17 protein-coding genes are annotated in these 21,388 nt (G+C 52.0%); 2 read left to right on the top strand and 15 right to left on the bottom strand.

The window, feature by feature from the left end; translation table 11 throughout:
• Window positions 1-24 precede the first annotated feature (24 nt).
• The 12 genes from dhbA to C9I92_RS05095 all read right to left on the bottom strand — a co-directional run bounded on the left by dhbA (window position 25) and on the right by C9I92_RS05095 (window position 15,475).
• Window positions 25-819 carry a 2,3-dihydro-2,3-dihydroxybenzoate dehydrogenase gene (dhbA, locus tag C9I92_RS05040; protein WP_248827391.1) on the bottom strand — a complete coding sequence of 265 codons (795 nt, stop codon included), beginning with the start codon at window positions 817-819 and terminating at the stop codon, window positions 25-27.
• Entirely contained in the window at window positions 819-4,076 is a 3,258-nt protein-coding gene (locus C9I92_RS05045) for a non-ribosomal peptide synthetase (RefSeq protein ID WP_047886554.1), read from the bottom strand. The genes dhbA and C9I92_RS05045 overlap by 1 nt, the downstream gene beginning before the upstream one ends.
• Complete coding sequence (locus C9I92_RS05050) at window positions 4,073-5,023, bottom strand: isochorismatase (RefSeq protein ID WP_047886553.1); 951 nt, start codon at window positions 5,021-5,023, stop codon at window positions 4,073-4,075. The genes C9I92_RS05045 and C9I92_RS05050 overlap by 4 nt, the downstream gene beginning before the upstream one ends.
• Window positions 5,020-6,747, bottom strand: a complete 1,728-nt coding sequence (locus tag C9I92_RS05055; protein WP_047886552.1) for a (2,3-dihydroxybenzoyl)adenylate synthase — start codon at window positions 6,745-6,747, stop codon at window positions 5,020-5,022. Before C9I92_RS05055 ends, C9I92_RS05050 begins: the two co-directional genes overlap by 4 nt.
• A complete protein-coding gene (locus C9I92_RS05060; protein ID WP_047886551.1) occupies window positions 6,744-8,054 on the bottom strand; it encodes an isochorismate synthase in 1,311 nt (436 codons plus the stop codon). Before C9I92_RS05060 ends, C9I92_RS05055 begins: the two co-directional genes overlap by 4 nt.
• Window positions 8,055-8,244: 190 nt before the next feature.
• Complete coding sequence (locus C9I92_RS05065) at window positions 8,245-10,185, bottom strand: TonB-dependent receptor domain-containing protein (RefSeq protein WP_047886550.1); 1,941 nt, start codon at window positions 10,183-10,185, stop codon at window positions 8,245-8,247.
• Window positions 10,186-10,364: 179 nt separating this feature from the next.
• Window positions 10,365-11,609: an MFS transporter gene (locus C9I92_RS05070; protein WP_047886549.1), complete on the bottom strand. Its 1,245-nt coding sequence runs from the start codon at window positions 11,607-11,609 to the stop codon at window positions 10,365-10,367.
• Window positions 11,610-11,681: 72 nt separating this feature from the next.
• A complete protein-coding gene (locus C9I92_RS05075; protein WP_053061906.1) occupies window positions 11,682-12,389 on the bottom strand; it encodes a 4'-phosphopantetheinyl transferase family protein in 708 nt (235 codons plus the stop codon).
• 147 nt (window positions 12,390-12,536) lie between these two features.
• The gene (locus tag C9I92_RS05080) at window positions 12,537-12,980 is read right to left on the bottom strand and encodes a prepilin-type N-terminal cleavage/methylation domain-containing protein (protein ID WP_047886548.1); all 444 of its coding nucleotides are present in this window, start codon (window positions 12,978-12,980) and stop codon (window positions 12,537-12,539) included.
• Window positions 12,970-14,271, bottom strand: a complete 1,302-nt coding sequence (locus C9I92_RS05085) for a pilus assembly FimT family protein (RefSeq protein ID WP_047886547.1) — start codon at window positions 14,269-14,271, stop codon at window positions 12,970-12,972. Before C9I92_RS05085 ends, C9I92_RS05080 begins: the two co-directional genes overlap by 11 nt.
• Window positions 14,272-14,282: 11 nt before the next feature.
• Entirely contained in the window at window positions 14,283-14,936 is a 654-nt protein-coding gene (locus C9I92_RS05090; protein WP_047886546.1) for a PilW family protein, read from the bottom strand.
• The gene (locus tag C9I92_RS05095; RefSeq protein WP_107193813.1) at window positions 14,927-15,475 is read right to left on the bottom strand and encodes a pilus assembly FimT family protein; all 549 of its coding nucleotides are present in this window, start codon (window positions 15,473-15,475) and stop codon (window positions 14,927-14,929) included. Before C9I92_RS05095 ends, C9I92_RS05090 begins: the two co-directional genes overlap by 10 nt.
• Before the next feature lie 99 nt (window positions 15,476-15,574).
• Between C9I92_RS05095 and C9I92_RS05100 the strand changes: the two genes are divergently transcribed.
• A complete protein-coding gene (locus C9I92_RS05100; RefSeq protein ID WP_084712651.1) occupies window positions 15,575-16,021 on the top strand; it encodes a type IV pilin protein in 447 nt (148 codons plus the stop codon).
• Between the two features lie 160 nt (window positions 16,022-16,181).
• On the opposite strand, the gene dnaJ is transcribed toward C9I92_RS05100, so the two are convergent.
• From dnaJ to grpE, 3 genes are all read right to left on the bottom strand, one after another.
• Complete coding sequence (dnaJ, locus tag C9I92_RS05105) at window positions 16,182-17,324, bottom strand: molecular chaperone DnaJ (RefSeq protein ID WP_047886544.1); 1,143 nt, start codon at window positions 17,322-17,324, stop codon at window positions 16,182-16,184.
• Window positions 17,325-17,412: 88 nt separating this feature from the next.
• Complete coding sequence (gene dnaK / locus C9I92_RS05110) at window positions 17,413-19,332, bottom strand: molecular chaperone DnaK (RefSeq protein ID WP_047886626.1); 1,920 nt, start codon at window positions 19,330-19,332, stop codon at window positions 17,413-17,415.
• Between the two features lie 208 nt (window positions 19,333-19,540).
• Window positions 19,541-20,173: a nucleotide exchange factor GrpE gene (gene grpE, locus C9I92_RS05115; RefSeq protein WP_047886543.1), complete on the bottom strand. Its 633-nt coding sequence runs from the start codon at window positions 20,171-20,173 to the stop codon at window positions 19,541-19,543.
• A gap of 181 nt (window positions 20,174-20,354) precedes the next feature.
• Here grpE and nadK point away from each other — a divergent pair, with 181 nt between their 5' ends.
• Window positions 20,355-21,245 carry an NAD(+) kinase gene (gene nadK, locus C9I92_RS05120; RefSeq protein WP_242551893.1) on the top strand — a complete coding sequence of 297 codons (891 nt, stop codon included), beginning with the start codon at window positions 20,355-20,357 and terminating at the stop codon, window positions 21,243-21,245.
• Window positions 21,246-21,388: the final 143 nt, after the last annotated feature.

Raw genomic sequence — 21,388 nt, forward strand, 5'->3', positions numbered from 1 at the left:
GCTGTATCGCTGATGTGCGCCTGCTCAGGCGTTAAGAATCGCGCCGCCATCCACCACAATGTCCTGCATGGTGACATGGCTGGCCAGATCCGACGCCAGGAAAACCACCACCTGAGCGATCTCTTCCGGCCGGGCAATTTTGCCCAGCGGAATCCCCAATTTGAACTGCTCCTGGAAACCGGCAATGGTGAGCTGCTCGGCATCGTCGCTGTGCCACAAAGATCGCTGCATCCGGGTATCGGTTGACCCCGGTGACACCACATTGCAACGCACACCGTAAGGAGCCAGCTCAAGGGCTGCACAATCGGCCAGACTGGTCAGCGCCGCTTTCGAAGCACAGTACGCGGTCATGTGAAGACGCGGAATATGCGCAGCATTGGAGCTGACGGTGACCACCGCTCCGTGACGCTGCTGCTTGAACACCGGGATCAGTTGCTGCAATAGGTAAAACACCCCGGAGGCATTGACGTTGATACAGGTGTGCCAGTCATCAACGGTCAGCTCTTCGGTTTGCCCCATTCGCAGGATCCCGGCCACGTTCGCCAGCACATCGATCACTGGCTCCGCGGCCAGAATGGTCTGTGCGACCTGACTGACTGCAGCCGGATCACTGATATCTACCTCATAAGTGGCAAACGGATGGCTGATACCCTCGTCGCGTGCGGCACTGAAATCAATGTCCAGCCCCATCACCCGGGCACCCAGACGATGGAAGCTCATCGCCACCTCATGACCGATCCCGCGCGCAGCACCGGTCACCCATACGACTTTGTTCTCGAACTGACCGGTAAAGGTCATTGCGGTTTGTTGTTCTGCCATCACCACACCATCTCCACTTCATCTTCACTTTGTTGCTGCATCTCGTCGAGATAGCGGCAGAAATCACTCAATACCGGGCGGTCAAACACGTCTGACACCTTGATGCTGACTTCAAACTCCGAGCCAAGACGGTTCACGATCTGGATGGTCTGCAACGACTGGCCACCCAGTTCAAAGAAGTTATCCTGCGAGTCAATTGAGCCCACCCCGAGGATCTGCTGCCAGATCGCACCGACCCGGTTCTCCGTTTCGCTGGCCAGCACCTGTCCGGTGCTGTCTTGCTGATAGCCCGCTAGCAAGGCTTTACGATCCACCTTGTTACTGCCGGTTTTCGGCAACGACGGGAAAAAGCGGAAATCGGTCGGGATCATCGCTGGCGGCAGGCTTTCCTGCAGGGCTTTCTTGATAGCTAGGGCATTAAAGCGGTCATACTGCTCACCGGCGACAAACGCCACCAGACGACGAAGACCGTTATCAAACACCATTCCCTGCACGCAGGCTTCTTCAATGCCGGTCAGCGCCAGCAGATGGGATTCCACTTCGCCCGGCTGAATCCGGTAGCCACTGATTTTGAATTCGTTATCGATCCGTCCCAGATACACCAGCTGGCCGTGTTCCAGCGTGACCCGATCGCCGGTGCGATAAACCCGGCGCAACTCATCGCCGACCTGCAAGGTCGAAAATGCCGGGTGGTTCTGGCCCAGATAACCGTCTGCCAGGGTGGCCCCCATGATGACCAGCTCGCCGGTCGCCGCCGGACAAGACTGGCTGTCGAGCACCAGCACATCAACACCGGGCAGTGGCAGGCCAATCGGTAACTGGCTGTGCTCGCCGCGGAAGTGTTGCAGGTCAGTGCAGGTCGCCACGACCGTGGTTTCTGTCGGACCGTAGGTGTTAAACAGGTGAATACCGTTTGCCAGGCCAGTACCGGCAGAACCAGCCGCCTGTCTCGCGTTCTGTACCGCTTTCTGCCACTGCGCCAGCGGCTCGGGATACACGGCTTCCCCCCCGATGATCACACCACGGAGTGTGCCTGGCAGGGAGGCAGTGCCTGCTTGCAAACTGACTACCCACTCGTTCCAGAAGGCCGTCGGCAGATCCAGCACTGAAATCGTTGCCGCCTGCACCGAATCGGAGAAGGTTGCCATCGACTCCAGCATAGCGTCGGTACGCAGCACCAGCGTCGCTCCCTGACTCAGGGCGACAAAGATTTCTTCAATGCTGGCATCGAAGTTGAACGGGGCAAACTGCAGCACGCGATCAGCTGCGGTGACACCGTAGGTTGCCGCCGCTGCGGCCACGAAATGGTTCATCGCATGATGACTGATGGCCACGCCTTTCGGCTGGCCGGTCGACCCGGAAGTGAACATGATGTACGCCAGCTCAGATGCTGCAGGTTCGGTGAACGCACTTCCTTCATTGAAAAAACAGGTTGTATCAGAAGGGCCAGATTCAACTAACCCCGCAGACTGTAGGTGCCCCGCCAGCTGAATCGTGACCGGCAGTACTGACAGACGGTGCTGATACTGGGCCTCGGTGATCACAGTGCGGATCCCGGCCTGACTGACGATGCTGCTCTGGCGCTCAATTGGCTGGTCCGGATCCAGCGGTACATACACCGCCCCGCTCAGCATGACGGCCAGCACAGTGGTGATACACGGCAGCGAACGGCTCAGCGCAACGCCAACTTTCTCTCCCTCGCTGATTCCCTGTGCCCGCAACGTACCGGCCGCAGCCTCGGCTTTTTCTACCAGCACCTGATAGGTCAGTGACTCCCCCTCTTGCTCAACGGCAATTGCGGTCGGGTGTTCAGTCGCATGACGCCGAATCTCGGCCAGGACTGAGATGGCTGCCGGGCGCCGCGGCTCTCCAGGAATCAACGCAGCAAGCCGTGCCTGCGCGTGCAGGCCACCCAGCAGCGAGGCCGTCGTTTGGGTCGGTTCAGTCAGCCAGGTAGCCATCAGGGTCAACAGTTCCTGTTGTAGCCCCGCCAGCTGACCTTTTTCGTACACCGCCGGGTTAGCGTCAAAGTCAACCACCGGCAGTCCTTCTGATTTACAGTGCAGCTCAATGGTCAAATCTTCCACCGGCCCCGCACTGAGGTTCAGGGTATCGGCCGCCAGATTGCCGTACTGCAACGGGTGATCAAACGGCATGATGTTAACCAGTGCGCCGTATAACCGCTGGCTGCCGCCGACCCGGTTCAGGTCACGGCGTAGATCTTCATAGCGATAATGCTGGAAACGGCGCATTTTCTTTTTGTGTGCCGCGACCTTGCGCGCCACACTCAGCAGGTCATCCTCATCGGAGACCTCAACCACCAGCGGCACAATGTTCATTTGCATGCTTGGCACCGTCAGGGACTTCGATCCCAGCCGGTTCATCACCATCATACCCAGCACCACCTGCTCGCTGTTGCCGTTACTATTGCCGTTACTGGTGATATTGCTGTTGGCACCATTGTGGCTGACAGCCGTGTTGTACTGACGCAGATGGGTACAGAGCGCGGCAAGGAAAATATCCGCCCAGGTCAGCTGATGCTGGTCCGCCAGCGTCTGGCACTGCTGCCACAGGCTGTCACTGAAGGTGGTGCTCTGCCGATGGAACCGGGCGGCTATCGGGGCTATCTCGGTACTGTACGACGACGGTGCAGTATTCCCTGCCAGCGTTTCCAGCCAGAACTGACGGGCTTTGTCATACGCCCCGGAATCGCGGCGCTGCTGATCTTCGTCCAGTACCGCGCTGAAACTGCCGAATGGCGACGGGGTGACCATCTGTCCTTGCACCAACAGCGAATAAACCTCGGCAATCCGCTGGAACATCAGGGTTGTACCAAAGCCGTCCAGCGCAATGTGATGGACACAGTTGTAGAGATAGTCATGCTGCTGCCCACGAAGCAGGGCAAAACGACACGGCAGTTGCTGTTCCAGATCGAACGCCAGTGTCATATCTTCTTCAGCCCAGCGACGCACTGCCGCAATCTCCTCGGCTTTGCTTCCCGCTTCCGAAGACAGCTCCACCACATCAAATGCCACCGGCTCAGAGGCGGCAATGCGATACGGCTGTTCGTTTTCACTACGGTAATAGCAGGACAGGCATTCGCTTTCTGCCACTGCCTGACGCACCGCCGCTGCCAACTTTTCGGCATCCACCTTCCCTTCAAACACGATGCACTCAGCGGTGTTGAACAGGGCTTTGTCTTCATTCAGGGTATGGCCCAGCCACAAGCCGTGCTGGGCAGTATTCAGGGCGATCATGCCACCGCCTCCTTTTGCCCGCGTTGTGGTGCCAATGCGGGCGTGTTCTGCAATGCCTCTGCCAGCAGAGCCCACCAGTGGTTAAACGTAGGCTCCTCCGCCAGCTGCACAAAGTTGAGCACAATCCCGTGCTTACGCCATTCGGTGATCAATGACATGATCTGCACCGAATCCAGACCGTAATCGACCAAGTTTTCATCCGGATCAAACTCGTTGACGTCTTCTTCCACCAGGCCGGCAATGCGCGCCAGCAGGCCGCTGCGGGTCAGAACAGCAGGCAGGTCATCCTGCTGGTCATCGATAAGTTGAGGCTGTTGAGGCTCTCCAATCAAGGCGGCGGTAGACACCACCATCCCGGCCCGTCCGGCCACATAGCGCAGCGCCATTTCATGCTCTTCCAGTGAAAAATCAGCAATGGCGTCCCCCACCATGAACGGTTTGATATCACGCATAAAGGCATCCACCGCCGTCATCAGGCAGCCGATGTGGCCATAGATCCCGCCAATCAGCAGCTGATCCCGACCCAGCTCTTTGAGCATGTGCTCCAGCGGCGAACGCTGAAACGCCGAGTAACGCCACTTGTCGAGGACGGTATCGCCGGCTTCCGGCGCCAGCGCCTCAACCACTTGTTGTAGCTCAGGAGACTTGTTCAGGCCCGGGCCCCACATGTCGTTGAGCAGGGCACGATCTGCCATGTTCTGCTCTTTCGGCTGGGCGGTGTAAATCACCGGAATACCGTTGGCTTTGCAAAAACGCTTCAGGGCAACCAGATTACTCAGCAAGGTCTGCATCAGCGCGCTGTCACGCTCATAGAAACTGACAAAGTACTCTTGCATGTCGTGGATCAGAAAAGCCGCTTTCTCCGGCGCAAATGCCCACTCGACTTTATTGGCAGGAAACGCCTCGGCAGCTGGCATGGTGTAAGTCGGCAATGATGGGATAGTCATGATAAAACGTCCTTTTCTGGCTGAGGCTGTAACTGGGCGTGAACTTGGTCGGCGATCTGCTGACGCAGGGCTTTTTTGTCAATTTTGCCGACATGGGTCATCGGCATGGCATCGACGGTTTCGATGCGATCGGGCAGCTTGTAGTCGGCGATACCGCATGCCCGCAGATGCTTTCGAATCGCAATGGTTTTGAGTTTGGGGTTAGTGGTAACGATAAAGGCACAGCTTTTCTCACCCATCACCGGATCCGGCATCGCCACCAGCGCGGCCTGAGTGATTTCCGGCAGGGCCAGCAGCTGGTTTTCGATCTCTTCCGCCGCAACTTTCTCGCCGCCACGATTAATCTGATCTTTGTCACGACCAACCACCATCAGGTAGCCGTCGTCAGTCATCACCACCACGTCGCCGGAGCGGTAGAAGCCATCCTGATCAAACGCGGTTTGGTTATGTTCGGGGCTGTTGTAGTACCCGCGGAAGGTATAAGGGCCACGGGTCAGCAGCGCACCGGGGGTGCCTCGCGGCACATCCTGACCGTTTTCGTCAACGATGCGGATTTCGTCATCTTCGCTGATAGGCCGCCCTTGGGTATTGAGCACATGCCATTCGCTGTCGTCGAAGCGGGTGTAGTTCACCAGCCCTTCGGCCATGCCGAAGACCTGCTGCAACTGACAGCCCAGTTCCGGCTGAATACGGCGAGCCAGACTCTCCCCGAGCCGGGCACCACCAACCTGCAGAAACTGCAGACTTGCCAATTCTGAGCCATCATCGGCCGCGGCCTGTAGCCACAATGTAACCGCCGGCGGCACCAGAGAGGTCATGGTGACCTGATGGCGTTTGATCAGCGGGAAGCAGGTCATCGGACTAGGCTCCGGTGCCAGTACCACGGTGCCTCCGGCATAGAACACCCCCAGCGCTCCCGGAGAGCTCAGGGTAAAGTTATGCGGCACCGGTAATGCACAGAGGAAAACCGAGTCGCGGTCCAGCAGGCAAATCTCGGCACTGGCTCGCACGCTGTAGTAGTAGTCATTGTGAGTACGTGGAATGAGTTTCGGCGTACCGGTACTGCCGCCGGATAACTGGAAGAAGGCAACTTCAGAGGCATCCAGCTCAGGCCATGAGCGGAGGGCGTCATTGTGGCCATGTGTTGTACTACCAGACACGGTATTGTCAGACACAATATGAGTCGCGGTCAGTTCACCTTTGATAGCCGCAGCCAGCGAGTGGCCCAAAGGCGCCTCATCAGAAGTCTCACCGTCCACCAGCCAGTGCTGCAGCGAAGGATACTGCTGGCTGAGCGCCTGTGGATACTCATTGTCGGCGAACAAGCTGTGGCGGGAAGACACCACCGCCAGCGTCGGCTGAATTTGCCCGGCATACGCCGACAGCTCGTGGCGGTTATGGCTGAACAACGCATTCACCGGCACCACGCCCAGTTTCATCAGGGCAAAAAAGACAATGTAGAACTCTGCCACATTTGGCAGGTGCACCAGGGCGGTATCCCCCGGTTTTACGCCCAGCTGCAGCAGCGAATCCGCCAATCGGGCAGCGTCCAGCTCCAACTGGCGATACGTCCAGCTGCGCTCGCCGCAAATCAGCGCCCGGTGTTCCGCGCGCTCACTCTGATGACGGATAAGGATGTCGGTCATCGGCACATCGGTCCAATAGCCTTTCTCCCGATATGAAGCGGCAATCTCGGCCGGCCAGGGGGTATACGCAATGCTCATGCGACCACCTGTTCGCCCAGTCCGAAGGCATTGAGCATGGTGCCCAATTTAGCCTCGGTTTCGGCCCACTCCGCCTGCGGACAGGACGCATTGACAATACCGGCCCCGGCAAACAACCGTACGGAGTTGTTAAACACCTTGCCACAGCGGATGGTCACCGCCCACTCACCGTTCCCCTGGGAGTCACACCAGCCCACCATGCCGGTGAACATGCCGCGCTCGTACGGCTCCAGCTCTTTAATCGCATCACGGGACAAGTTAAACGGGAAACCGCACACCGCGGGGGTCGGATGCAGCAGGCAGGCCAGTTGCAGCACATTGTAGCTGGCCTTGTTACTATCCTTGTTACTATCCTTGTTACTGGCCTTGTTACTAGAGTTGTTGTTGGCATTAAGGCTGGCTTGGCCGCTGGCTGACTGAGTTGCTGGTTCCTGATTCTCACAGACGTTGAGCTGCCCCTCGATACGAGTCGACAGATGCCACATCGCGGGGGTATGAATCAGTGACGGGCCGGCCGGGACGTCGAGCTCACGGCAATATGGCGCTAGCTGCTGGGCGATCTCGTCTATCACCAGCCGGTGCTCGTAGAGATCTTTTTGCGAATGAAGCAGCGCTTGGCTGATTTGCTCATCCGCGTCTTTACTAGCCTGACGCTTCGCTGAACCCGCCAGTGGATTAGACAGAATGTGGTTTCCTTCCTGGCGAATCAGCAGCTCAGGGCTGGCGCCCAGCAATACGGACTGATCCGGCTGCGGAACAGAAAAGTGGAACCCCTGCGGGTTTTGGCTGATCAGCCGGGCAAGAATATCGTGGGCCGAAACCGTGTCGCTCAGCTCGATATTAAGGACCCGAGACAACACGGCTTTCTCCAGACGGGTGTGATGGAACTTCTCTACCGCCTGAGCGACTGCGTGTTTGAACACCGATTCTTCCGGCTCACTGCGGGTCGACAAGACGTGGAATGGCTTGGCCCGAGCCGCGTCAGATTGCCCGCTGACCATCACCGGATTGTGTTCGGTCACTTCAACCTGTTCGGGAATATAAAGGCAAGAAGGCTCGGAGACATCAAACGGAATCGAACCGATAAGAATAGGATTTTCGATGCCGCGGGCTTTTGCCTCGGCAAATTGCTGCGAAATGACCTGCTGGAATTCGCTGTGCGGGTGTTCGCCGTTAATGGCGGGGGTGGTAATCCGCTGGCTAATTCCCCGTCCTCTGACGGTCCGGTAGGCGGAGGAGAAAAAAAGGTCACTGTCGGGTGAGAATACCGGATTCAGTGACTGATTCTCACTTTGCGCGTGTTGCATGTCACAACTCCCTTTTTACGCAAGACAAAGTGCAGCTTACTGGGGACAGTAAACCGGCTGTTTGTGCTTTGACGTTGGCTTTTGACGTTAGGTTTTAATTGTTAGAAAGTGACGTCACATTGCTGGTCGTAAGGAAAGAAAGAGCCAACTCCGTTGGCTCTTTCGGTGTCAGTCGTGCTGACCATTGTTATTAGAAGTCGTAGGAAATCCCTGCGTACACACTGCGGGCTTTCAGGATGTAATCAAGCTGTGTCGCGGTATCGTCCCGCTCTTCATCAGTCAGGTTGGTGACGCCCAACTTCAGGTTCAGGTTCTTGATGGCTTCGTAGCGGGCACCCAGATCCAGTGTGCCGTACCCATCCAGTTTTTCACCCGAACGTACATACTGAGAACCGGTGTACTGATAAGACGTGTAGGCATGCAGGTTATCCAGCGCCTGCCAGTCAATCTGAACATTCGCCGTATGTTTCGGAGTCAGGATCAGATCTTTCTTCGTGTTTTTGTCTTCAGCACTGGTGTACATGTAGTTTGCCGACACAGTGATCGTGTCGGTAAGATCAAACCATGCCATGGTTTCCACGCCTTTAACTTCAGCTTCATCTACGTTGAAGTAGCTCAGCTCAGTTTTCACACGATCCCAGTTCTCTGCCTGAATCATGTCCTCAATGTCGTTTTCGAACAGGGTCAGACCGGCACCCCAGCGACTAGCTTCGTAGCTGGTGCCCAGCTCATAGCTCAGAGAGGTTTCCGCTTTCAGGTTCGGGTTACCGACCACGCTACAGGCACCACGACAGGCCAGCACGGAGTAAGCATCACTGTACTGGTTCAGGCTTGGTGCTTTGAAGGCTTTACCCACACCACCTTTCACAACCCAGTTGTCGTTGATTTTGTACACCGCATACGCACGTGGGCTGAATTCGCCACCGTAGACTTCGTGGTCGTCAAATCGGCCACCCAGCGTGATCGCCAGATCTCCCAGAGAGAATTCATCCTGCAGGTAGACCGCTGCCTGGTTATAGCTCACCGAGCCACTGCCCAGCGTCAGGTTATTCTTGAGCTTGATGTCACGGTACTCCGCCCCGCCGGTCAGCAGGTGATCACCAACATAGCCCGACAACTGCACGTCAACCGTGTTGTTGGTCTGTTTGATGTCACCCACGGCACCATTCAGCTCAGAGTCATCCATCAGCTTGGACTCATCAAAGCTGTAGCGCAGACGGGAATCAAAGTTTTCCCAGTAGCCATTGTGAGTCAGGGCAACGTTATAACGCTCCAGCTCCTGCACATTGTTCACGGCACGGCCCCAGTTATTCCAGTCCGCATCACGATCATCTTTGCTGTACAGCAGATCCAGGTCGATATCCTGCTGCTGGTTCACCAGCCATTTCAGGTTTGAGAAAATGTTCAGCTCATCGCGTTCTTCCAGAACATCCGTATCCGGGTTAACGGATTTGTTGGTACGCCAGGCATCACGATCGCTTTTTTCAACAATCAGGTTCGCCAGCAGGGTGTCAGGAACCAGCGCACCGCTCACATAAGCGTTCAGCTTGTGGGTATCTCCACCGGAACCTTTGGTAATACCGTCATATTGGTAACCCACTGAACCCTGCACATCTTCTGTCGGCTTACGCAGGATCACGTTAACCACCCCGCCCAGCGCATCCGCACCATAAAGGGATGACATCGGGCCACGAATCACCTCGATACGCTCAACCGCAGACATCGGGATGCTGGACAGGTCAAAATCATTACCGTAGGCACTGGTCAGTGCATCACGGGAGTTAATACGACGACCATTTACCAGCAGTAGCGTGTAATCTGCCGCCAGGCCACGGATTTTGATTTCATTTCGGCCGTAAGACGTACCCGGGTTAATGTTGATACCTGGCAGCTTGCGGATCGCTTCTGCGACATCGTTGACCACCAACTGATCCAGATCTTCACGGGTGACATAAGACACAGAGGCTGGTGCTGTCAGCTCCGGGTGCGCCGTTTGACTCGCCGTCACCACCATCACTTCATCGGTGGCGCTCTCTGCCATCGCTGTAAATGATGAAACCAGGCCCAATACGCACAAGGCGCGGTTTAAACGAGTTAGCTTGATAACACTATCCCCTTGATGCTGATACATTTTCACACTCCATTACGAACAATGGCGCAAATGATAATTATTGTTATTTTCATCGTCAACAAGGAATCTACACTTTCATGCACTTTTTTGACATGCGTGTAAATTATTGACGCATATTAGTAACAGCTTGACTGGGGTTTTTCAGACTGAGGAGTGAAGATGAGGGTTGCCCCGGGGAATTACCCCGGAGCGTGTTGTGAAGCCTGCGACTGTTTCAACGCAGGAATGAACCAGCAGGCAAGCAGAGGAACGGTTAACGCAGAAACCATGGTCAAGGCGGCCAGTGTATCCAGCCCCAGCAACTGATGATCTTTGCCGGACACCAAATACAGCGAACTCATTACACTTGCCGCGCCGGCTGCCAGATTGGACATGGTTGACTGATACGTCATGAACGCGGCCCGAAACTGTGGCGGCGGAACCCGCGAAGTAAAGGCGGCCAGCACCGCACTGCGCGCCGAACTCGATGCCATAAACAGAATGAAAATCAGATATACCAGCTTGTCGGCGCCTTCACTGACAAAGCCGTAATACACCACTACAGCCACCACCGCGCTGAGGCCGAACAGCGCAGTTTGGCCAAGGCCTTTATCCATCATCCGGCCGGAGTAACGCATGGCAACAATGCTCATCAGACCACCCAGCAAATACAGATAGCTGATTTCATCGCGCGGGAACCCCAGATTGAACTGGAAGTACGTTGACAGGTTTGGCACCAACAGGAAATGGCCGAACAAGCTGACCGCCATCATGCCCATCGCGAGCAAGAACGGCGTAGACCAAATCATTGCCGACAGCCCAGATGCTCTCGCGCCATTCGTTGCTGTTGTCGTTGTTGTTGGTAACGGGGAGTGAGGTTGCAGCGAAGGCATGTACAGCTGTACTGCCATTGCCATCATCAGGCCCATTGCGCCAAACAGGAAGAACGTTGACTGCCAGCTCAGCCATTGGGACATCTGCAAAGAGACCGGAACGATAATGATCGCTGCCAGTGAAAAGCCACTGGCGACAAAAGCCATCGCCCTTCCCCGCTCGGCGACCTGAGTCACATCAATGACCGCCGCCATAATCAGTCCGCTCAGTGGACCAGAGAAACATCCTGCCGCGACAAACAACAGCAGTAACTGCTCCGGGGTGGCCGCAAAACCGCAGATCAAAATCAGTACTGAACGGAGGAAAAGAAACAGGGTCAGCGCCGAGCGCCGGTCATAGCGATCAAGAAGCGGAGCCAACAGAAAACCGACAATCGCCGAGCCCAATGTGGCTCCACCACTGATGTAGCCGATGTGCTCACCCTGAAAACCGATGTCCCGCACCAGATCCGGGCCAAGCGGCATAACCATCATCAGGGTACCGACAGAGAGCATGTTAATCAGCAAAGCAAGCCGTAAAACAGACTTGGAATTCAGCGTGTTATTGTCCATAACGACACTACCAGTAAGAAAAAAGGCGATTGTAGCGACCTTCACTCCAAATCACAATAATGATAATTATTATCAATCGAAATATTCTGAGCGAGTAAAGGTGAGCACTGACTCCCCCATCATCTGGTAATACACTTTGCCTTTTCGCCCGGAGGGCAACGTTGCCGCCAGTTCGCACTTCAGCTCAAAATGGAGCCATTGCTCATCCAGGTGGGTAAACGCCACTTCCAGAAAGTCAAAATAACGCTGTACCTGAGGATACAACGCTTTAAAAATGCTCTCTTTGGCAGAGAAAATCAGTGTCATCAGGACACAATCATCCATCCCCTGCGTACTGAGCCTTCGCCCTTCTTCAGGGTCAGTCACCACTCCTGCCATTCCGGCAACGAGCTCTGGTGCAATCAATCGTTCAATATCCAGCCCAACACCGCAGCGATCATGAGTTTGATGGCTGATCACACAGGCTGCCAACTGGTCATGATGACTGATACTGCCGACAATGCCATGCGGCCAGATTGGCGCTCGATTCGGCCCAATTGCCACATCCTGAGACTGGATGCCTCTCTGCTCCAGCAATGTGCGCGCCAGAAAACGCCCGGCCAGAAACTCAGCCTGGCGTTTAGCCACCGCTGTTTTAACAGGCTCAGGCGCCGATATCGAGAGTTGCCGGAACAACTCGTCAGAAAAATGACCTAACTCGAAACGACCAACCAGCATAGCAAGATCGTCATCAGGCAGGAAAACGGACTCAACCTCGTGAATAAATGCCGAATCATCCATGTGAATACAACACTCTATTAAACGATAATAACTCGCATTATCGCAATAATAGAATTGCAATACAACGGCCATTTCGTTCTACGAAAATGCGATAACAACAACCGTATTTACCATCATTTCTACAGCTAGGGCCGATTGCCAAGGGCTCTACATCAGCAATGGGCTGTAGGCAGAATATCCGCCAACAAGTGACATACTGCCATTTTGGCCTTCACGATCCACCCAGTTAACCGTTACCTTCAGTTTCTTGAACAGGATATTGCCAGAGGCATCCGTTTTTGCCGCCCCAACCACTGCGACGCTACCGGTCATGGGTGAAAAGTCAATTTTACAAGACTCCAGATTCGACAACGTCAGCGAGGTCACAGTACCGTTGCAACTGACATTGGCTCCAACATTCTGCCACAGCATGAGTTGCTGCTCTGCTTTACGCACGGCCTGATACTGTAAATCGGTTTGTTCACTTTTCAGCTCGACATAGGACTGCAGTTTCAAAATGGCAACCAGCGAAAAAGAGATCACCAGCACTGACACCAGCACCTCTACCAAACTGAAGCCTCGCGATGGCTTAATCTGCAAATTAAAAGTCATGCCAACTCCCTTTCAAAATAACAGGCTTCTTACCAAAGGGGCTCTCAGAGTAATCGACTTTACCTTTAGAATAACCCGGCTGGAAAGCCCCAAACACATGAGAAATACGATCTGGTGAGTCTAAATTGAATGCTCCACGCGTTATGAAACTGCCGCGAAAATAAAAAGGCACATTAGCTAAATCAGTGCCCGGCAAATACACCCCAAGACCAGAATCACTCCAGGCAGCCAGCAGTTGTTCATTTGTCATGCTGATATCAAATAAATAGAGATTCCCATGAAAATAGATATTGGCTGAGGAGTACAACAAACCATCTTTAATAACAACCGTCACGGCATCTTCCGCACTGGCAACTTGCGGATACGTTACTCCTTCCAAGTCACAGGTGCCTTCAATCCATATGTAACGCTGTTTCTCTTTCAATGGCTTAGATTTATTTGTATCAATGATATTTTGAATTTTAGTTCCACAATTTTGTACTTTTTTAAACTCGACTGTTTTTTTAACGTCACCGACGGTTATCTCTTTGCTCAGGGTATCTCCGGTAATTTTCACTTGAAATTTATCCACCACCTCAGCCCAACGCTCCCTCGGCACCGCAAAGTTTTCGTCAAAGAGATCAAGCTCTAATATATCTTGCTGAATATCATTCTTATATTCTTCAGGTTTTTTAGGAGAAACCGTTTTATGTGATTCATTACAACTAATTTCCATCCCATCTATTTTTTTTCTGTGCCCATTCTGATCATGGGGATCACGCACAACTAAATCGGCACCATTAAGCAGGTGAAGTTTCCCGCCGGTTCTAATCGAACTGCAGTCATATCCCGCACCATTTTTCGCACCTTCATAAGGATCTATTGTTTGAGAAACGTTGAAAGCGATACTGCCAGATGAAGAAAAAGCGGCCGTTGGTCCATTCGAACCTGATGCCATAATATAGAGAGACGATACGGCTTCACCATTTGTTACCGCATCTTTCGATACTGACGTTAATTTATATTTTCCTGATGCAGGAATATGATTAAAACTTATCGTGCCATCATGACAACTAGTGAAATCATGAGAGGCCGTCACATCTTTGGAGGTAACAATAATTTCTGCCGCACATTGTAATGCCGTATTTGACTTCGCTTTTAATTCTTTAGAGACAATCACATTTTGGGCTTTTTTCAAGTTGAATCCCTGTACGGCTAATACACTAAATGCATACAAAGCCATAACTATGGCTATTACCATAGTGATCATCAATGTTGAAAAGCCATGCGCTTTCTGCCGGATTCTATTCATGACTCAATGTCCTATGGCGCTATATTCGGTAGAGTGACATTCACACTTCGCTGCTCAGTCATGGTGCCAAGCGTTCCCTGAATGGTAATGGTTAAATTTTCGATACTTGCCGATGAACCCGGTTTTACAGAGGGTAACTTTGTTCGTAAAAAGTCTAATTGCGTTACCGTTACCATCGGATTGTTGTAATCCTGCCAATGAGAACTGCTACAAGACCAATTAGTTAGCCCACTATAGTTTTTATAAATTTCGAATTCTTTCTTGCCGTCTTTATTACTGTCATTCCAGCGATAACCTCGGGCATCGTTATCCCTGACACTGACCACACCCGGGCTAGAATCCTCATTGTAGGCAAACACAATACAAGTACCACTCGAAGCAGTTGCAGACCCATCAAGTAGAAGGCTCGATTTTGCGCCCGAAACATCATTCAGAATAAAGTTATTCGAAGACGTACAGTCTCCGCAGTATCCTGCACGGCGGATATCATCCGCCATCATGAGTAAAATCCCGTCTAATTCTGATTTCAAAGACGCATGCTTTAATTGATTATTACTGGTCGATAAGCCAAACGAATAAGATGAAGTAATGACACTTAACGCAATCAATCCAAGAAAGGTAGAGATCAGTAATTCAATTAATGTAAATCCCTTCATTATACGCATAAAGATTTACCACCATGTGTTAAGCTAGAACAAGGAAATATAAAGCCTACATCCGTTATCCTTACGCCTGATACAAAATTGGGGTCACTGGTACTGTTTACCAGTACTCTTCGGCTATTTGTTGATTTTCCTGTTGTGGGATTAAAGGCGACTAATATTCCTTCAGAGAGATTAACAACACCCCCACCAGCATTAACCGTTTTTATATTGTAATGATGACTATTATCGAATATAAAACGAGGATAATCCGATGAGGCTAATTCACAGCTATCACTGTCTCCTTGCTTTCTCATGCCTATACAGTGATTATTATTCGAGTCAATTTCATAAAATAACTCAACAGAAACGTTTCTCTTTACTGCTTCTGTTTTAGCCAATCTAACAAATTCAAATAATTGTTCGGCTTCGCTATTTACCTTGCTGTGATTAACCATGGTATTAAAATTTGGAACCGAAAAGGTAGCTATTATTCCAATTATACTGATGCTGAGTATGAGTTCTAAAAGCGTTATACCTTGATTCATCTTCCAATATTTCATAAAAACCACTAAAACTGAAATAGATTACTTGAAAGCAATCTATCACAGGGTTTAATTTTGAGCATATCCACAAAATTTGTTTTCGTCGCGGTTAAAAAAATGAGTGAAATGAAAAGGTGTTTTTTTCAGAAAGGTTTGACCTTGATTGAATTACTGATCGTCGTCAGCATCATCAGTATTATTAGTGCCATTGCCGTCCCAGCTTACAACAACCACGTCGAGTCAGCGCGACGAGTCGAAGCGCGTTCAAGTCTGATGGAACTGCATTTATGGGCGGAACAATATTTCACTCTCAACAGAAGCTATCCCAGTTCTGGTAACTTAAGTGCGGGATCGCCATCCTGCAGCGCCTGTACACTCTCCACGCACTATACATTTTCGATTACTAATTCCGGGGCGGGGCAAGACCGGTTTGTGATTACAGCTGCACCCAAATCAACCGGGGCACAAAAAAATGACAGTTGTAAAAAGCTGACCATCAATGCTGCTGGTATTAAGAAAGGCTATGGTTCTGGGGGGGCTAACAACTCGGATTGCTGGTCATGACAAGTGAAAAGTAAAAAGTGAGTAACCAGATCTATTTACTGTCATAGGCGTATAGCTCTTGCAGTATGCGCTACCATAAATAAGCGTTAACCATATACGGTTCACAAGCAACAAAAAAGCCAGCATTTGCTGGCTTTTGTATTTTATCAGGGCTTATGAATTACCCGGTCAAATCATCAAAAAACTTCTTCACGCCGTCGAAGAAACCTTCTGATTTTGGCTTATGCTTTTTCGCGGCTGAGCCACCCAGGGTCTCTTCCAGCTCCTGCAGCAGTTCTTTCTGGCGTGTACTCAGATTCACCGGTGTTTCAACAACCAGCTTACAGATCAGATCACCCACTGCGCCACCGCGTACCGATTTCACACCTTTACCACGCATGCGGAACATGCGCCCGGTTTGGGTCTCTGCCGGTACTTTCAGTTTCACACGGCCATCCAGCGTCGGGACTTCCACCTCGCCGCCCAGTGCCGCCATCGTAAAGCTGACTGGTACTTCGCAGTACAGGTTGTTGCCGTCACGCTCGAAAATGTGGTGCTGCGCCACGTGAACCTGAACGTACAGATCCCCGGCTGGTGCACCAAATTCTCCGGCCTCACCTTCACCGGTCAGACGAATACGGTCACCCGTATCCACACCGGCAGGGATTTTAACTGACAGTGTCTTGGTTTCTTCTTTGCGACCCTGACCATGACAAGTACCACACGGCTCTTTAATGATCTTACCGCGGCCATGACAATGCGGACAGGTTTGCTGTACTGCAAAGAAGCCCTGACGCATCTGTACCTGGCCTGAGCCATGACAGGTACCACAAGTGGTTGCAGAGGTACCTTTTTTCGCACCGCTACCGTCACAGGTATCACAGTGAACCAGTGTCGGAACACGAATTTCTTTGGTACAACCGCGAACAGCTTCTTCGAGTGTCAGCTCCATGTTGTAGCGCAGATCGGCGCCGCGCTGCGCACGTTGCTGACCACCCCGACGGCCACCGCCACCGAAGATATCGCCAAACACATCACCGAAAATATCACCGAAATCAGCACCGCCGCCGAAACCGCCACCACCAAAGCCACCGCCCTGTTCAAAGGCTGCGTGACCGTACTGATCGTACGCGGCGCGCTTCTGAGGATCCGTCAGGATTTCATACGCGTGCTTTACTTCTTTGAATTTTTCCGCTGCCTGTTCATCCCCCTGATTACGGTCAGGGTGGAATTTCATGGCAAGACGCTTGTACGCCTTTTTAATGTCACGTTCTGAAGCATCACGAGCAACGCCCAGAACCTCGTAAAAATCTCTTTTTGACATAAGGATTTGTCACCTGCCTTAATACAGCTACGGGCGTAAGAGTAGCCTCCAACGCCCGTGCTCAAAATAAGATTAAGCGTTAGCTCTCTTATTTCTTGTCATCTTTGACTTCTTCAAACTCAGCATCAACAACGTTGTCGTCTTGCTTCGCTTGCTGCTCGCCAGCACCGCCTTGGGCTTGCTGAGCTTGAGCTTGCTGCTGGGCAATTTCCATCAGCTTCTGAGAGGCTGCGATCAGTGCTTGTACTTTCGCATCGATTTCCGCTTTGTCTTCGCCTTTACGTGCTGTTTCCAGCTCGTTTACAGCCGCTTCAATCTTCTCTTTCTCATCAGCTGGCAGTGCATCACCCGCTTCTTCGATTTGCTTACGAGTACCGTGAACCAGCTGGTCAGCTTGGTTACGTGCAGCCGCTAACTCTTCGAACTTTTTGTCCGCTTCTTTGTTAGCTTCTGCTTCCTGAACCATTTTCTCGATCTCTTCCTCGCTCAGACCGCCTGAAGCCTGGATAGTGATCTTCTGCTCTTTACCCGTTTGCTTGTCTTTCGCAGACACGTGCAGGATACCGTCCGCATCCAGGTCGAATGTTACTTCGATCTGAGGCATACCGCGTGGAGCAGGCTGGATGCCTTCCAGGTTGAACTGACCAAGCGACTTGTTGAAGTGCGCTTGCTTACGCTCACCCTGCAGAACGTGGATAGTTACTGCGTTCTGGTTATCTTCTGCTGTCGAGAACACCTGGTTCGCCTTAGTAGGGATTGTGGTGTTTTTCTCAATCAGCTTAGTCATCACACCGCCCATGGTTTCGATACCCAGAGACAGTGGAGTTACATCCAGCAGCAGTACGTCTTTTACTTCACCAGCTAGTACGCCACCCTGAACCGCAGCACCGATAGCAACAGCTTCATCAGGGTTCACGTCTTTACGTGCTTCTTTGCCGAAGAACTCAGCCACTTTCGCCTGAACCATAGGCATACGAGTCTGACCACCCACCAGGATAACGTCAGTGATGTCGCCTACAGACAGATCAGCATCAGCCAGTGCTACTTTCAGCGGCTCAAGAGAACGCTGTACCAGATCTTCAACCAGAGACTCAAGCTTCGCACGAGTCACTTTGATGTTCATGTGCTTAGGACCTGTTGCATCTGCAGTGATGTAAGGTAGGTTCACATCAGTTTGCTGTGCAGATGACAGTTCGATTTTCGCTTTCTCTGCGGCTTCTTTCAGACGCTGCATCGCCAACGGATCGTTCTTCAGGTTGATACCTTGCTCTTTGTTGAACTCGTCAACCAGATAGTTGATCATGCGGTTGTCGAAGTCTTCACCACCCAGGTGTGTGTCACCGTTGGTTGCCAGAACTTCGAAGGTTTTCTCGCCTTCAACTTCATCGATTTCGATGATAGAGATATCAAATGTACCACCACCCAGGTCGTAAACCGCGATAGTGCGGTCGCCGCCTTTCTTGTCCAGACCGTAAGCCAGAGCAGCTGCAGTTGGTTCGTTGATGATACGTTTAACTTCCAGACCTGCGATACGGCCAGCATCTTTTGTTGCCTGACGCTGTGCATCGTTAAAGTAAGCAGGAACGGTGATTACTGCGCCAGTTACTTCCTCACCCAGGAAGTCTTCAGCAGTTTTCTTCATTTTTTTCAGAACTTCAGCAGATACCTGAGGCGCTGCCATTTTCTGGCCTTTCGCTTCTACCCATGCATCGCCGTTGTCAGCCTTAACAATTTTGAAAGGCATGATTTCGATGTCGCGCTGAACTTCTTCGTCTTCAAAACGACGGCCGATCAGACGCTTGATCGCAAACAGTGTGTTTTCAGGGTTAGTCACCGCCTGACGTTTAGCAGGCTGACCAACCAGAGTTTCACCGTCTTGGGTGTAAGCGATAACAGATGCCGTTGTGCGCTCACCCTCAGCATTTTCAATTACACGTGGCTTGTCACCATCAAGTACTGCTACACAAGAGTTGGTTGTACCCAAGTCAATACCAATGATTTTACCCATCAGGCTTTCTCCGAAATTCATTTAGCTTATTTGCCAATAAACCGTTCTTGGTTATTGGCAACGCGGAAGCGTCCGCAGAAATTGGTTTACGATGTCGTATGACTACTAGATAAGGGCAGCCATTCGCTTTTCAAGGGTGACATCGAAAAAAAATTCAAAAAAATAAAAGCCCGCCTGAAAAGCGGGCTTGGTTGGCAACTCTGCCCGCTTACGCCTGAGTATCGACGTTACCGGATGCCGCTTTAGATACCATGACCATCGCCGGACGTACCACACGGCCGTTCAGCTCATAGCCCTTCTGCATCACCAGCATCACAGTGTTTGGCTCGTGCTCAGCGCTTTCCTGAATCGACATCGCCTGATGGAATTCAGGGTTGAACGCTTCACCAACCGGGTTGATAGCAACCAGACCAAATTTCGCGACAGTGTCGGTCATGGTCTTCAGCGTCAGCTCAACGCCTTCCAGCATTGGCTTGATCGCTTCATCAGTCTTGTCGGCCATCTCAATGGCACGTTCCATATTGTCGATAACCGGCAGTAGTTCGCCCGCAAAACGCTCCAGCGCAAATTTACGTGCTTTATCGATTTCCTGCTCAGTACGGCGACGCATATTTTCTACGTCAGCGCGAGCACGCAGAACGCTGTCCTGCTGCTCTCTCACTCGAGCTTCGCTTGTCAGCAACGCCGCTTCCAGCTCAGCAATACGTGCTGCTTGCTGTTCTTCCAGCGTCATTTCCACAACGTCGGCTTCAGCATTGTCTGTTGATTCAGTCTCAACCGTTTCAACTGTCTCGTCTTGCTTCAGCTGCTCGTCCTGTACTTTTTTCTCTTCGTTGCTCATGCTTTCGCTTCTCCGCCAAGATCATGGTGTTCATTCAGAGGATGATATCGTCCACATCATCCTAAAATCTACGTATGCGCATATTATGGGGATGAAGTTCAATGATTCAAGCCGATATCGCTCACAAAGCGCGACAAGTCGACAATCCAAACGCTATACTGGCTGTCTATTAATTTGTTGGATCATGAACATGACACGCGTATTCAGCACTATTGCGATTATTGGCAAACCCCGCAACCCGGACGCCCTGCAGACTCATATGAGCCTGTATAGCTGGCTGACCGAACGGGGATACGACGTCATGGTTGAACACCGACTTGCGAACGATCTGGACTTACCCGCTAATGTGTTCAGTGACTTGCTGACGATCGGCGATAAAGCTGACCTTGCCATTGTGGTTGGCGGTGACGGTAACATGCTGGGTGCGGCACGGGTGCTTTCCCGCTTTGATATTACGGTGATTGGTGTAAACCGCGGCAGCCTCGGCTTTCTGACAGATCTGGATCCCGATGCCTTCGAGGAAGAGTTACAGCTGGTATTGCACGGTGAATACGTGGTCGAAAAACGGTTTCTGCTGGAAGCGGAAGTCCACCGGCACGGCATGATAAAAAGCCGGAATGCGGCACTCAACGAAGCCGTGCTTCACCCGGATAAAATCGCGCACATGATTGAGTTTGAAGTGTATATCGATGACCGCTTCGCTTTCTCTCAGCGCTCGGACGGGCTGATTATCTCCACCCCAACCGGCTCCACCGCGTACTCACTGTCTGGTGGCGGACCAATCCTATCTTCTGAGCTGAATGCCATTTCGCTGGTTCCAATGTTCCCGCACACGCTGTCGTGTCGCCCGTTGGTGGTTGACGGTAACAGCCGAATCAAACTGCTTGTCTCACCGGAAAACGGCAGCACGCTGGAAGTCAGCTGCGACGGTCAGGTTTCCCTGCCAGTCAGCCCAGGCGATGAAATCCACATTTATCAGAGCCCGGAAACCCTAAAGCTGATCCACCCGAAAAATTACAGTTATTACGAGGTGCTGCGCGGCAAACTGGGGTGGTCAAGCCGGCTGTTTTAACGCCATCTTCCCCCATCAAGCCAGCCTATAAAGCTGGCTTTTTTATTCTCCTTTATCAGCATGTTATCTCCCTCCCAAATCACCTGCTAAAAATTTCTCAACAGTACTTTACTGTATGTAGATACAGTATATACTGTATGAAA

It is taken from the genome of Photobacterium ganghwense (assembly GCF_003025595.1).
Lineage (GTDB): Bacteria > Pseudomonadota > Gammaproteobacteria > Enterobacterales > Vibrionaceae > Photobacterium > Photobacterium ganghwense.